The 13,164-nt window shown below is 69.8% G+C and carries 12 protein-coding genes; 4 read left to right on the top strand and 8 right to left on the bottom strand.

From position 1 onward, the window contains the following. Positions 1-113: 113 nt before the first annotated feature. Genes ACULK4_RS15250 through ACULK4_RS15230 form a run of 5 tightly spaced genes read right to left on the bottom strand, consistent with a single transcriptional unit; the run spans position 114 to position 4,824 of the window. Positions 114-1,382, bottom strand: coding sequence for an ABC transporter substrate-binding protein (locus ACULK4_RS15250; protein ID WP_445966432.1), 1,269 nt, complete (start codon positions 1,380-1,382; stop codon positions 114-116). Next, positions 1,379-2,452 (bottom strand): branched-chain amino acid ABC transporter permease, encoded by a 1,074-nt coding sequence (locus tag ACULK4_RS15245; protein ID WP_445966431.1) that lies wholly within the window; start codon positions 2,450-2,452, stop codon positions 1,379-1,381. Before ACULK4_RS15245 ends, ACULK4_RS15250 begins: the two co-directional genes overlap by 4 nt. Further along, entirely contained in the window at positions 2,452-3,333 is an 882-nt protein-coding gene (locus ACULK4_RS15240) for a branched-chain amino acid ABC transporter permease (protein WP_445966430.1), read from the bottom strand. The genes ACULK4_RS15245 and ACULK4_RS15240 overlap by 1 nt, the downstream gene beginning before the upstream one ends. A gap of 11 nt (positions 3,334-3,344) precedes the next feature. After that, positions 3,345-4,055: an ABC transporter ATP-binding protein gene (locus ACULK4_RS15235; protein ID WP_445966429.1), complete on the bottom strand. Its 711-nt coding sequence runs from the start codon at positions 4,053-4,055 to the stop codon at positions 3,345-3,347. Beyond that, positions 4,042-4,824, bottom strand: coding sequence for an ABC transporter ATP-binding protein (locus tag ACULK4_RS15230; RefSeq protein ID WP_445966428.1), 783 nt, complete (start codon positions 4,822-4,824; stop codon positions 4,042-4,044). The genes ACULK4_RS15235 and ACULK4_RS15230 overlap by 14 nt, the downstream gene beginning before the upstream one ends. A 314-nt stretch (positions 4,825-5,138) precedes the next feature. On the opposite strand from ACULK4_RS15230, the gene ACULK4_RS15225 reads away from it, so the two are divergent. The 3 genes from ACULK4_RS15225 to ACULK4_RS15215 are packed head-to-tail and all read left to right on the top strand — an operon-like array spanning position 5,139 to position 8,602. Then, positions 5,139-6,506, top strand: coding sequence for an aminomethyl transferase family protein (locus tag ACULK4_RS15225; RefSeq protein ID WP_445966427.1), 1,368 nt, complete (start codon positions 5,139-5,141; stop codon positions 6,504-6,506). Positions 6,507-6,563: 57 nt separating this feature from the next. Beyond that, positions 6,564-7,433, top strand: a complete 870-nt coding sequence (locus tag ACULK4_RS15220; RefSeq protein WP_445966426.1) for an IclR family transcriptional regulator — start codon at positions 6,564-6,566, stop codon at positions 7,431-7,433. A gap of 50 nt (positions 7,434-7,483) precedes the next feature. Continuing rightward, complete coding sequence (locus ACULK4_RS15215) at positions 7,484-8,602, top strand: 5-methyltetrahydropteroyltriglutamate--homocysteine S-methyltransferase (protein ID WP_445966425.1); 1,119 nt, start codon at positions 7,484-7,486, stop codon at positions 8,600-8,602. 18 nt (positions 8,603-8,620) lie between these two features. Here ACULK4_RS15215 and ACULK4_RS15210 read toward each other — a convergent pair whose 3' ends face one another. Then, the gene (locus ACULK4_RS15210; RefSeq protein ID WP_445966424.1) at positions 8,621-9,424 is read right to left on the bottom strand and encodes an NAD(P)-dependent oxidoreductase; all 804 of its coding nucleotides are present in this window, start codon (positions 9,422-9,424) and stop codon (positions 8,621-8,623) included. A gap of 109 nt (positions 9,425-9,533) precedes the next feature. Here ACULK4_RS15210 and ACULK4_RS15205 point away from each other — a divergent pair, with 109 nt between their 5' ends. Beyond that, positions 9,534-10,223, top strand: a complete 690-nt coding sequence (locus ACULK4_RS15205; RefSeq protein WP_445966423.1) for a GntR family transcriptional regulator — start codon at positions 9,534-9,536, stop codon at positions 10,221-10,223. Between the two features lie 95 nt (positions 10,224-10,318). Here the strand turns inward: ACULK4_RS15205 and ligM are convergent, their stop codons facing one another. Next, positions 10,319-11,725 carry a vanillate/3-O-methylgallate O-demethylase gene (gene ligM, locus ACULK4_RS15200; RefSeq protein WP_445966422.1) on the bottom strand — a complete coding sequence of 469 codons (1,407 nt, stop codon included), beginning with the start codon at positions 11,723-11,725 and terminating at the stop codon, positions 10,319-10,321. A gap of 47 nt (positions 11,726-11,772) precedes the next feature. Continuing rightward, positions 11,773-13,125 (bottom strand): aminomethyl transferase family protein, encoded by a 1,353-nt coding sequence (locus ACULK4_RS15195; protein WP_445966421.1) that lies wholly within the window; start codon positions 13,123-13,125, stop codon positions 11,773-11,775. Positions 13,126-13,164: the final 39 nt, after the last annotated feature.

Genomic DNA, 13,164 nt, shown 5'->3' with positions numbered 1-13,164 from the left:
CCCTGCCCCGCCGCATCCGTCGCCCCCGAACGTCGCGCCGGCGTCGGACACGACACCGCCCCCGGGCCGTCGACCCGGGGGCGGTGCTCATGCATCGAGCGTGCGCTCGGCGATCACCCGAAGGTCTCCGCCGGGGCGTAGCCCGTGCCGTTGTACTTCTGCACCACGACCGTCGAGACCGCGGGCTGGCCGTCCTCGGTCGTGTTCACCGCGGTGCCCTCGAGCATCAGCGGCGCCTGGAAGTCCGAGATGTTGCGCAGGGCCTCCATGAAGCTGTCGCGGTTGGGCTCCTCCATGTTCTGGAACGCCTGCTCGAGCGTGGCGCCGATCATGTAGCTCCACATGCAGTGCGGGAACGCGGGCGGGTCGGGGTAGTCGCCGTACTCCTTCAGGTCGGACAGGAACGTCACGACGTCCTCGTCCTCGGCGAACGCGGGGCTCTGCGGGGCCTTCGCGAACGAGACGGAGTAGACGCCGGGGAACGCCGTCGCGCCACCGGGCTCGAGGATCGCCGTGGGGCTCGAGGTGTTCGACGGGAGGAACCAGCTCGGGAGCCATCCCAGCTGCTGGGTCTTCTGCAGCGACGAGATCACCAGCGGGGTGATCGACATCGCGTTGAAGAAGACGTCGGCGTCCGTCGACGCGAGTTCGGTGAGCTGCGCGTCCACGGAGGTGTCCGTGGCCTCGTAGGTCAGCTCGCCGACCACCTCGACGTTGTCGGCGCCCTCGATGGCCTCCTTGAAGCCCTCGACGTAGCCCTCGCCGTAGTCGTCGTTCTGCGACAGGATCGCCACCGTGAGGTCCTCGCCGGACTCGGCGAGGAGCTCGCCGAAGGCGGCGCCCTCGTTCTGGTAGATCGGGACGAACCCGAGCGACCAGGGGCTCTCCTCCTGGTTGCTGAACAGCGGGTCGCCCGTCATGATCAGCACCTGCGGGAACTCCTCGTCGATGGCCGCCTCGCGCCACGCGCGGTTCGTGGGCGTACCCAGGCCGGACGTCGCGGCGAACACGTCGTCGGCGACCATCTGCTGGAAGTTCGCGAGGGCCTTCTGCGGGTCGTAGGTGTCGTCGTAGGTATTGATCTCGACCTCGCGCGTCTGGCCGTCGCCGAACTCGATGCCGCCCTCGGCGTTCCTGGCGCCCATGTAGGCCTCCAGGCCCGCCACGGTGCAGGTCCCGGGGCCGGCGGTCGGCCCGCTGAGCGGGGTGGTCACGCCGAGCGTGATCGAGTCGTCGGTGATGCCGGGACTCGTCTCGGCACCTTCGCCGTCGCCGCCTCCGCCCCCGCCGCCGTCTCGGGCGCAACCCGAGACGGCGATGGCGACGACCGACGCCATGGCGACCATGCCGACGATGCCACCTGCCCTCTTTCGAATGTTCATGATGGACTCTGCCTCTCTGTGTTTTCGGGTTCCCCCTGCGCGGCATCCGATGCCGGCTGTCGTCCAGGGAGGGTCGGTGTTGAGGTGCCCGGTGGTCGATCGCCGCTCCGCCGACGCGTGAGGCGGCCGATCACCCGCGGGAGGCTGACCAGGCCTCCGGGCAACAGGAAGAGCACGACGAGGAGGATGACGCCCTGGATGATCGCCGTGAGGCTCGGGTCGATGGCGTTGGTGATCTGGGGGACGAGCACGTAGTACGCGCCGCCGATGAGGGAGCCGATGATGCTGCCGGCGCCGCCGACGACCATCGCGATGACGAGGCCGATCGAGTGGACGAAGGTGAGCGTCTCGGGCGACGTGTACTGGACGGCCACGAGGTAGAGGAAGCCGCTCGCGCCGCCGAAGATGGAGGCGATGGTGAACGCGAGCACCTTGTACCGGTACGGCGAGACGCCCATCGACGCCGCCACGGCCTCGTTCTCGCGCACCACGCCGAACGCGCGACCGTACTTGCCACGCACGAGGTTCCGGCCGAGGAGGAAGGCCGCCGCGGCGATCACGAGCACGATGTAGTACTGCCACTGGTCGTTGTCGAGCCCGGTCCAGTCGGGCGCGGAGGAGAACCGGGCGGACGTCCCCTGCGAGCCGCCCGTGAAGTCCGACAGGCGCTTGGCGAGCGGCACGCCGATGATCGGCAGGGCGATCGTGACCATGGCGATCGCGAGCCCGCCGAGCCGCGCGGCCGCCAGCGAGATGAGCAGCCCGACGATGCCGGGGACGACGCAGGCCGCGATGAACACCACGACGATGTTCCAGTCCTGGTTGACCCCGTAGGCGGCGACGTACGCGCCGAGGCCCAGGAAGAAGATCTGCCCGAGGTTGACCTGCCCGGTGTAGCCCATGATGATGTTCAGTCCCAGCACGGCCACCGCATAGACCCCGATGCTGATGAGGGTCTGGTTCATGCGGACCGGGAGGACCAGCGGGGCGATGAGGAGCAGGGCCGCCACAGCGAGCACGATGGCGAGCTGTACCCACTTGTTGGCGAGCAACGACGAGATCCGTTCCATCAGACCCTCACCACGACCTTCCGTCCGAAGAGGCCCTGGGGCCGGATGATGAGGACGACGAAGATGAGGATGAACGGCACCGCGATCCTGAGGTCGTAGCCGATGATCGGCACGTACACGGCGGCGAGGTTCTCCAGCACGCCGATCAGCCAGGCCGCGGCGACGGCACCGATCGGGCTGTTGAGCCCGCCGAGGATGACCGCGGCGAGCGCGTAGACGAGCGCGAAGTCCATCATCCCGGGCGTCAGGGTGAGGCGGGGGGCGACGAGCGCACCGGCGATCGCCCCCAGCCCGGCGGCGAGTCCCCAGCCGATCATGAGCAGCCGGCCGACGGGCAGTCCGGAGAACGCGGCCGAGCCCGGGTTGTCGGCGACCGCGCGCAGGGCCAGGCCGAGCTTGGTGTTCAGGAACAGCAGTTGCAGCAGCACCATGATCGCCAGGATCGTGATCGTCGTCCCGATCGAGCGGATGCTGACGAACGCGCCGAGGATCTCGATGCTCCCGCCCGGGAACAGCGATGGGAACTGGCGGTTGTTGTACCCCCAGAACCAGGCGGCGATGCCCGTGATGAGCGTGAGCAGGCCGATCGTCACGACCACCGCGGTGTCGGGGTCGCCGCCCTCGAACCGCCGGATGAGCAGGCGCTCGATCACGGCTCCCATGAGGAAGGAGATCGCGACGGAGATGAGGATCGCCACGAGCACCGGCAGGCCCAGCTGGATGAACACGTAGGCGATGTAGGCCGACAGCACCGCCATGGCGCCCTGCGAGAAGTTGATCAACCCGGTGGACTGGTGGACGAGGACGATCGCCAGCGCGAGCGCGGCGTAGATCGACCCCACCGACAGGCCGTCGACCACGAGTTGGATGAAGGTGTCCATGAGCGTGCGGTTCAGCCCCCCAGGTAGGCGCGGCGGATCTCGTCCATGCCCTTGAGCTCGGCGGAGGTGCCTGTGAGGGCGTTGCGTCCCGTCTCGAGCACGGTCGCCGTGTCGACGAGCGAGAAGGCGAGGGTGGCGTTCTGCTCGACGATGAGCATCGCGATGCCGGACTCGGCCCTCAGCCGGCGGATGGCCTCGTAGACGGCCTTCGCCGTGCTCGGCGCCAGTCCGAGCGACGCCTCGTCGAGCAGCAGGAGCTTCGGCTTGGCCATGAAGCCGCGCGCGACGGCGAGCATCTGCTGCTCGCCGCCGGAGAGCGCGGCGCCTCTCGACCCGATGCGGTCCTTCAGCTGCGGAAAGAGCTCGAGGCAGTAGTCGATGTCGGTGGCGATGCCCTTGCGGTCCTTCCGCCGGTAGGCGCCGACGCGGAGGTTCTCCATGACGCTCATCTGGGGGAGGGTTCCGCGGCCCTCGGGCACGTGGGCGATGCCGAGCGCGGCGACCTGGTCGGGGCGGAAGCCGCGGATGTCGCGTCCCTCGAAGGTGATCTTCCCGCCGGTGCGAACCGTGCCGCTGATCGCGCGCAGGGTGGTGGTCTTGCCGGCGCCGTTGGCCCCGAGGATGCCGACGGCGCCGCCGTCGGGCACGGTGAGCGAGACGCCGTCCAGCACCTGGACGTGGCCGTAGGAGGCCGTCACGTCGACGAGCTCAAGCAGCGTCATCGGTGTCCTCCTTGCCGATGTAGGCCTCGAGGACGCGCGGGTCCGACTGGGCCTCGGCTGCGGTGCCCTCCATCAGCTTGGCGCCGTGGTCGAGCACGACCACCCGCTCGGTGAGCGCGGAGATGAGCCCCATGTGGTGCTCGACGATGATGACCGTGATGTCCTGCTCGGTGCGGATCCGCCGTACGGTCTCGATGAGTTGCTCCACTTCGCCGTGCGAGAGGCCCGCGGCGGGCTCGTCGAGCAGCAGCAGCGACGGCCGCGACAGCAGGGCCCTGCACAACTCGATGCCCTTGTGCAGGCCGTGGGACAGGTCGTCCGGCGTGCGGTCGGCCGCCCAGCCGAGGCCCACGCTCTCGAGCAGATCGAGCGCCTCCGCCCGGACGTCGCGCTCGGATCGCGAGGTGAAGGGCAGGCGCAGCGACCAGGAGACCGGGTCGCCGGGCAGGCGCGTGTGCGCGCCGAGCAGCACGTTCTGCAGCACTGAGGCCTCGAGTTCGAGCGCGGGATGCTGGAAGGTGCGCGCCAGTCCGAGCCGTGCGAGCCGAGAGGGGGCGAGTCCGACGACTTCGGTGTCGTCGATGCGGATGGAGCCCGAGCTCGGCTTGTAGTGGCCGCTGATGCAGTTGAACAGCGAGGTCTTGCCGGCGCCGTTCGGGCCGACGAGCCCGAAGATCGTGCCCGGCTCCACGTCGAAGCTCACGTCCTGGAGTACCTTGACGCCGCCGAAGTGCAGGCTCACGTCGCGCAGGGTCAGGCGTGCCGCCATCCTGCACCTCCTGTCGCGTCATTGCCCGGTGGTCAGCGATCGTCACGCTCGCTTGGAACCGACCGTACGGATCGCGATCCAGATTGTCAACGATTTTGCTCTCAGATTCGATGAGGGTTGCCGAATCGAGATGCGGGACGACCGAGGCGTCGCATCGGGGTGCCCGCGCGAGCCCGTTCCGCTTGTCTCCGTGAACCGATCCTCACGCACTCGCCGGTGTGCGACGGGCATGGAATTCACATGAACGGAACAGGAGGCGACCGGATGTCTCCATCGTGCCTACGCTGGCCGCGAAGGATCAAGGAGGGTCGAAGATGACCGAATCACTTGCGCAGGCACTCGATCGTGCGGGCAACCCCGTCGAGCTGCTGCGGAACCAGAACTGGCCGGCGTTCACGTTCCCCGTCGCGCCCGAGTTCACGAACTGGCGGGATGAGCAGCGGGCGTGGAGTACGACCGTGGCGGTCATGGACCAGTCGCACCACATGACGCAGCTCTTCCTCGACGGCGCCGACCTCATCCCGCTGCTCGGTTCGATCTCGCCGAATACGTTCGCCACCTTCCGGCCCGGCGTGGCGAAGCAGCTGATCTCCGTGAACAAGGACGGGTATGTCATCGGCGACGGCATCCTGTTCTACAACTCCGAGGGCCCGGAGGGCCTCGTGCTGATCGGCCACCACATCCTCATCGACTGGGTGCGGTACAACGTCGAGAAGGCGCAGGCCGAGGGCAAGGACGTCCGCTCGCGGCTCGAGGCGAACTCGCACATGCGGCAGGGGCCTCCCACGTTCTACCGGTACCAGCTCCAGGGGCCGAAGGCCGACGAGGTCATGGAGAAGCTCTTCGGCGGCCCGGCTCCCGAACTGAAGTTCTTCCACATCGGCGACTTCGAGATCGCGGGCCGGCCGGTCAAGGGCCTTCGCCACGGGATGGCGGGCCAGCCCGGCTTCGAGTTCTACGGTCCGTGGGAGGACAACGAGATCATCATGGACGCGCTGATGTCGGCGGGCGAGGAGTTCGGCATCCGTCGGGTCGGCGCGAAGGCGTACTCGTCGTCGCCGCTCGAGTCGGGCTGGGTGCCCACGCCCTTCCCCGCGATCTTCGACGAGGACTTCGCGGAGTACCGCGAGTGGCTTCCCGCCGCGCGCGCCGGCTCGGTCGCCGGATCGCTGCACTCCGACGACATCCACGACTTCTACATGACCCCGTACGACCTCGGACTCGGCCGGTCGGTGAAGTTCGACCACGAGTTCCACGGCCGTGCGGCTCTGGAGAAGCACGCCGAGTCGCCGCGCCGCCGCAAGGTGACGCTGCTGTGGAACGCCGACGACGTCGCCGCCGTCGTCAAGTCGCAGGTCGAGCCCGGAACGCCCGCGAAGTTCCTCGACTTCCCGAAGGCGCGGTATGGCCTGTACCAGATGGACGAGGTGCGCAAGGACGGGAAGCTCGTCGGCATCTCGACGGATGCGGGCTACGTGGCGCACGATCAGCTCTACATGTCGCTGGCCACGCTCGACGTCGACGTGCAGGACGGCGACGAGGTCGAGGTGGTGTGGGGCGAGGACCCGATCAGCCGCAAGGACTCGGTCGACGCCGTCCACCGGCAGGTGAACATCCGAGCCACGGTCGCTCCGGCGCCGTACCACGACTACGCACGCACGGTGTATCGCTCCGACCAGTGACCGTGAGGTTCCGCTGAACGGAAACGAGTAGGATGGCGGCACCGTCGAGGAGGTGCCGTGGCCCGAGGATCTGCAGGTGAATCGGTGCTGCACCGGCACCTGCGCATCCTCGAGGCCTTCGACGCATGGCATCCGTTCCTCACGCTCAGCGAGGTCGCGGATGCCGCGAGCCTGCCACGCTCGAGCACGCACCGGTTGATCGGCGAGCTCGAGCGGGAGGGCCTGCTGGAGCGGCTGCCCGATCGCACGTACCGTCTCGGCGTGCGCCTGTGGGAGTTCGCGAGCCGCACGCCCGGAGCGGTCGGCCTGCGCGAGATCGCCAGGCCGTGGCTCGAGGCGGTGCACCTCCGGGTCCGCCAGCACACGCAACTGGGAGTGCTGCGCGGGCACGACGTGCTGTTCATCGAACGGATGTCGACGCCCGACGCCGTCGTGAACGCGACCCTCATCGGCGGGCGCATCCCGCTGCACGCGTCCTCGAGCGGGCTGGTGCTGCTCGCGCACGCGGATCCCGCGCTGGTCGCCGAGGTCGAGGCCGGGGAGTTCGAGGCGTACACCGAGCGCACGATCCGCAACGCCGCGCAGCTGCGCGCTGTCCTCGAGGGCGTGCGGGCCGACGGGTACGCCGTCGGCGAGGGGTACATCCACCCGGAGTCCCGCGGCATCGCCGTCCCGGTCGTCGGCCCGGGTGGGGCGGTCTACGCCGCCATGGGCGTCGTGCTCCCCAACGACGGGAGCTCCCCGCTCCCGTACGTCGAGCTGCTGCGCCGCGCCGCCGCGGGCGTCGCGCGGGATCTCGCGGCCGCCTACCGTCCGGACGTCGACGAGCACATCCACGGGATCCGCTCGCTCGTGACCGGATCGCGCCGATCGCTCGAGTACCTCGAGTCGCTCCCATCCGGCGCCGGGCCGGCGCCGGCGCCGTAACGGTGCGAAACCACCGCGCACGGGTGCGGTGGCTGGAATAGGGTCGGGGTATGTCCGTCAATCCTCCGTTCCGCGCCGACATCGTCGGGAGCTTCCTCCGTCCGGATGACGTCAAGGCCGCCAGGGCGCGCCACGCCGCCGGCGAACTCGACGATGGCGGCCTCCGCGCCGTCGAGGACGCGGCGATCGAGCGGCTCGTCGACCGACAGGCGGCGGCAGGGCTGCGGCTCGCGACCGACGGGGAGTTCCGCCGGTCGTGGTGGCACTTCGACTTCTTCGGCATGCTCGACGGCGTGAACGTCGTGGAGCTCGACCACGGCATCCAGTTCCAGGGCGTGCAGACCCGCCCGCGCGGGCTGCACATCGACGGACCGGTCGGTTTCCCGGCCGACCACCCGATGCTCGAGCACTTCCGCTTCCTGAAGCCCGTGGCCGAGCGGGCCGGGGTCGTGCCGAAGTTCAGCATCCCCGCGCCGACCGTGCTCGACTTCCGCCTCGAGCGCGACGCCCTCGAGGGATCGCAGTACTCCGGGCACGAGGACATCGTCGACGACCTGGCCCGGACCTACCGCGACGCGGTGCAGGCGTTCTACGACGCCGGGTGCCGGTACCTGCAGTTCGACGACACCGCATGGGCGTACCTCTGCTCGGAGGAGGAGCTCGCGAAGGCCGCCGAGCGCGGCATCCGCACCGACCACCTCGCCGAGCGCTACGCCTCGCTCATCAACGCCTCGCTGCGCGACCGGCCCGACGACATGGTCATCACCACGCACGTCTGCCGCGGCAACTTCCGCTCGACGTGGATCTCGTCCGGCGGGTACGAGCCGGTGGCCGAGCAGTTGCTCGGCGAGTGCGACTTCGACGGCTACTTCCTCGAGTACGACAGCGAGCGCGCGGGCGGCTTCGAGCCCCTCCGCTTCCTGCCGGAGGGCGACAAGGTCGTCGAGCTCGGGCTCGTGACCACCAAGACCGGCACGCTCGAGGACCACGACGAGCTCCGTCGCCGCATCGACGAGGCCGCCTCGATCGCGCCGCTGGCGCAGCTGGCGCTCAGCCCGCAGTGCGGATTCGCGTCGACCGAGGAGGGCAACGTGCTCACCGAGGCCGAGCAGTGGGCGAAGATCGACGCGGTCGTCGCGCTGGCCGGCGAGGTGTGGAGCGACGCGTAGCCACTGGCGGCACCGGGGTCATTCGCCGGATGTCGCGCCGCGCGCCTCGGGCGCCTCGGCGAGGGCGTGCAGCCACTCGATGGTGCCGTCCGTCATGGGGTGGGCGGCGCCGAGCGACTGCAGGAACGCGAGCGCGTCGCGCATCTCGGCCTCGCGGCGGACGGCGTGCACCGGGGTGCCCTCGAGCAGTCGTGTCACGAGTTCGTGGCCGGACGGGCCGAGTTCCGAGGCGATCTGGTCGATGACCCATTCCTCGGCGCCGACGGCCCGGGCTGCGGTCACGCTCTCGAAGATCAGCGCGGCCAGGCCCTTCATGAACACGCTGCGCAGCAGCTTCAGGCCGGCGGCGCTGCCCGCTTCGGGCCCGAGGTCGGTCGACGGGATCCGCAGCGCCTGGAGGGCGGACTGCAGCATGCTCGCACCCGTTCCGCTCACGCCGAGGGGCGTGTCGATCCGCGCGCGCGGCACCGGGGCGAGGATCGCGACGTCGGCGAAGGGGATGCCGTGTCCGGCGGCGCGTGAGGCGAGCTCCCGCTTCGTCGCGGGCGCCACGGTGTTCATGTCGGCGAACACGGCGGCCGCGTCCATCGCCCGCGCGGCCGCGTCGAGGACGGATGCCGCCGCGGACCCGCCGACGAGGCTCAGCACGATGTCGGCGCCGCGGACGGCCTCCGGGACGCTCGGGGCGAGCACGACGCCGGCCGGCGCGGAGACCACTGCAGGGTCGGCCGCAGTGACCTCTGCTCCGCGCTCGGCGAGGTCGGCGGCGTAGATGCGTCCCGCTTCTCCCAGGCCCAGCACGGCGACTCGTACGGTCGTCACTCCATCACCCCGCCGTTGCTCGTAATATTGTAGACAATAGTGGTTCGCGCCTAGGCTCGGTTCCCGAGTCCGCGATCTCGGGAGGCAGTGTGTGCGCATGTCGATAGCGGTGGATTCCCAGCCCGCGGATGCGGTCGAGGCCGGGTCGACCGAGGCCGTTCCGGAGCTCAACGGATCGGGCGGTGCCCGAGTCGCCGACCGCATCCGCGACGCCATCGTTCAGGGCGAGTACGCACCGAACCAGCGCCTGATCGAGGCCGACCTCAGCGCGACGTTCTCCGCGAGTCGCGCGACGGTCCGCACGGCGCTGCTCGAGCTCGCGAGCGAGGGCCTCGTCGAGCGCCTGCCGAATCGCGGGTCGCGGGTCCGGGCGATCTCGCTCGAGGAGGCCATCGAGATCATCGAGGTGCGGATCGGCGTCGAGGGACTCTGCGCCGCGAAGACCGCCGGGTACCTCACCGACGCGGATGCCGCGGAGCTCGAGGGCCTGCGGGAGGGCATGTTCGCGTCCGTCGCCGACGGCGACCTCGTCGAGTACTCGCGCCTGAACCGCCTCCTCGATGTGCGGATCCGCGAGCTCAGCCGGCACGCCACCGCGTCCGACGTCCTCGGCAGGCTGCACGCGCAGAGCGTCCGGCACCAGTTCAAGCTCTCGTCTCGGCCCCAGCGCGCGAAGGTGTCGGTGCTGCAGCACGCCGCCATCATCGACGCCATCGTCGCCCGGGATCCCGACGCCGCCGAGCGGGCCGTGCGCGACCACCTGCTCAGCGTCGTCGACGCGCTGCGCGAGATCGCCTAGGCCGCGTCCGACCGGGACGCGATCGCCCGAGGCGGTCGCGGCCCGCGCCGACGTGCCCGGTGCGGTCGACCCCGCTCCGGGCACGCCCGCCGGGTTCAGGCGGTGCCCGCGGTGCGCCATCCGCCGTGGTATTCGGTGCGTGCGGTGACCGAGTAGGGCACGGGGCTCACCACGACGCGGACCTCGACCTGCTCGTGCGGCTCGACCGTGGTCTTGCCCGACCCGCCGTCGGGCTCGCCCCAGATCACGCGCAGTTCGGTGCCGACCTCGACGTTGTGGTCGACGGTCGCGAGCGACAGGCCGCGGCGCTCGTTCGCGGTCACGCCCGTGAAGAGCGACAGGCCGACGACCGTGCCGTCGGCGTCGACGACCGAGTCGTAGTTCGACGACCCGTAGTTGGCGTTCGGGATGTCGAAGAACTGCGCGCCGGGGCGGTCGCGGTCGAGGAACGACGCCCAGATCTTCGCGAGGTCCTCGTCGTTCCAGGCCAGGGTGACCTTCTTGCGCTGCGACGCGGGGTCGACCTGCTCGAGCGCGTCGCGGCCGATGAAGTCGTGGTCGAACTTCATGAAGGAGCCGTAGCCGAGCTCCCACGGGCTGAGGTAGTAGTCCTCGATGTCCTGCGACACGAACGAGCCGGCGAGGGCGTTGATCGCCTCGTAGCTGTTCGCCGGGAGCCACTCGCGGTAGGCGCGCTCGGCCTCGCTGCTGTAGATCGCGGGGAGCGGCGACGGGATCCAGCCCGACTCGAGCGTGTTCGAGGAGTAGGCGCGCGATCCGCACGGTTCGATGCCGAACTCGGCACCGGCCTCGAGCACGGCGTCACGGACCCGGCCGTGGTCGGCATAGGGTCCCCAGATCTCCAGGCCCGGGGCGCCGGCCATGCCGTGGCGCAGCGTCCGGACCTGCTGGCCGCCGACCGACAGTTCGCCCATGTGGAAGAACTTGACCTTCTCGAGCGGTCCGCCGTTGAGCTTCTCGATGATCTGCCAGGCGTTGGGGCCCTGGATCTGGAAGCGGTAGTACTCGCGGTTCACCGCGGCGCCGTAGGGTCGCGACGGCGAGCGGTCGTCGTAGGTGAACTCGACGTCGTACCCGCCCGTCTCGGCGTGGTACTGCAGCCAGTTCGCCGCAGGCGCCCGACCCACGTAGACGAAGTCGTCCTGGGCCTCGTGGAAGAGGATGCCGTCGCCGATCACGCCGCCGTTGGAGGCCGTCGGCACGAACTGCTTCGCCGTGTTCACGGGGAAGTTCGCGAAGCTGTTGATCCCGGTGTCGCGGAGCAGCTTGAGTGCGTCGGGCCCCTTCACGAAGAAGTTCACCATGTGGTGCGACTGGTCGTAGAGCACCGCGGTCTCGCGCCACGCCTTCTGCTCGCGCCGCCAGTTGCTGAACTCGGCAGGGACGACCGGGTAGATGTACGTGCCGAGCTTGGAGTTGCGCAGGTGCTCGACGGTGTTGCCGGATGCGTCGAGGACGTCCTGCAGGGAATTCGCGGTCATGGTTCTCTCTCCTTCGGGTGGTTCGGATGTCTCGGTGGATGCCCCGGTCAGGCGGCGCGGTAGCTCTCGCGGGCGAACTGGACGAACGGGGCGGGGGCGACGGTGGCCCGGATCGGGACCTGCCGATGCGGCTCGACCTGGAGCTTCGCCGAGTTGGGCTCTTCGCCCCAGAGGACCGTCACCTCCTGTCCGACCTCGGCGACGGCCGGGTCGAGGGCGGCGAGCGAGACGAACGACTGCTCGTTGGCGATGTAGCCGCAGTCGAACGACTGGCCGACCGTCGCGTCGCCCTGCAGCACGCGGTCCACCTGGTACAGCGCGTACCGCGCCTTCGGCAGGTCGAGGTACTTGGCGGGGACGCCGGGGCGCATGAGCGAGCCCATCGCGGCCTCGACGTCGTCCGGGTTCCAGACGAGCGTCACCTTGCGGCGGTGGGACGCCTCCGACATGGCCTCGAGCGCGCCGCGTCCGACGAAGTCGTGGTCGAACGCGACCGAGCGGCCGTAGTCGAGTTCGTAGGGCGTGAGGTAGTAGTCCTCGATGGCGCCCGAGTCGAAGCTGCCGCCGAGCGAGCCCGCGCGGGCGGCGGGCAGCCACTCCCGGTAGGCGCGCATCTCGTCGCCGGTGAAGATCGCGGGCACGGGCGAGGGCACCCATCCCGACTCGAGGTTCGCCGTGGAGTAGCCCTTCGCCCCGACCGGCGTGAGACCGAACTCGGCGCCGGCCTCCAGCAGGGCGTCCCTCACCCGTTCGCCATCGGCCCAGGGGCCGAACAGCTCGTAGCCGGGCTGGCCGGCCATGCCGTGACGGATGGCGCGGACCTCGAGTCCGGCGATCGGGAATCGGCCCATGTGGAAGAACCCGATCTTCGGCACCGGCCCGCCGATGAGCTTCTCGACGATCGCGACCGCGGTCGGGCCCTGGAGCTCGTACCGGAACAGGGCGGGGTCGCCCCGTCGCACGATCGAGTTGTCGTCGCGCTCGAACTCGACGTCGAAGCCGCCCGTCTCGGCGTGGAACTGCGCCCAGTCGATGACCATGGGGTGCCCGACGAGGTCGTAGTGGTCGGTGTCGAGGTGGGCGAGGATCGCGTCGCCGATGAGGCGGCCCCGGTGGTCGACGGCGACGAACTGCTTCGCGCGGTCGACGGGGAAGTTCGCGAACGAGTTCACGGCGAGCTCGCTGAGCAGGCGTTCCGCGTCGGGGCCGCGGAGGAACAGGTCGGTCATGTGGTGCGACTGGTCGAGCAGGGCGCACGACGTGCGCCAGGAGTGCTGCTCCGATCGCCAGTTGCTGAACTCCGCCGTCACGGGGAACACGTGCGGACGCGCGGGCGAGTTCCGCAGCAGCGTGACGGGGGATCCCGTGCGGTCGATGGCCTCTTGGAGGGATTCCGGCACGATGAGCTCCTTCGTTCTCGACAGTGAGACGCGATGGGC

It is taken from the genome of Agromyces selenitireducens (genome assembly GCF_052748465.2).
Note: the sequence above shows the minus strand (reverse complement) of the source record. Positions and strands in the feature narration are given on the sequence as shown.

What these genes read in the sequence shown, in the direction of transcription:
- ACULK4_RS15245 (WP_445966431.1), bottom strand. Translation starts at nt 2,452, where the DNA reads ATGGAACGGATCTCGTCGTTGCTCGCCAACAAGTGGGTACAGCTCGCC.
- ACULK4_RS15235 (WP_445966429.1), bottom strand. Translation starts at nt 4,055, where the DNA reads ATGACGCTGCTTGAGCTCGTCGACGTGACGGCCTCCTACGGCCACGTC.
- ACULK4_RS15250 (WP_445966432.1), bottom strand. Translation starts at nt 1,382, where the DNA reads ATGAACATTCGAAAGAGGGCAGGTGGCATCGTCGGCATGGTCGCCATG.
- ACULK4_RS15215 (WP_445966425.1), top strand. Translation starts at nt 7,484, where the DNA reads ATGTCCGTCAATCCTCCGTTCCGCGCCGACATCGTCGGGAGCTTCCTC.
- ligM (WP_445966422.1), bottom strand. Translation starts at nt 11,725, where the DNA reads ATGACCGCGAATTCCCTGCAGGACGTCCTCGACGCATCCGGCAACACC.
- ACULK4_RS15230 (WP_445966428.1), bottom strand. Translation starts at nt 4,824, where the DNA reads ATGGCGGCACGCCTGACCCTGCGCGACGTGAGCCTGCACTTCGGCGGC.
- ACULK4_RS15240 (WP_445966430.1), bottom strand. Translation starts at nt 3,333, where the DNA reads ATGGACACCTTCATCCAACTCGTGGTCGACGGCCTGTCGGTGGGGTCG.
- ACULK4_RS15225 (WP_445966427.1), top strand. Translation starts at nt 5,139, where the DNA reads ATGACCGAATCACTTGCGCAGGCACTCGATCGTGCGGGCAACCCCGTC.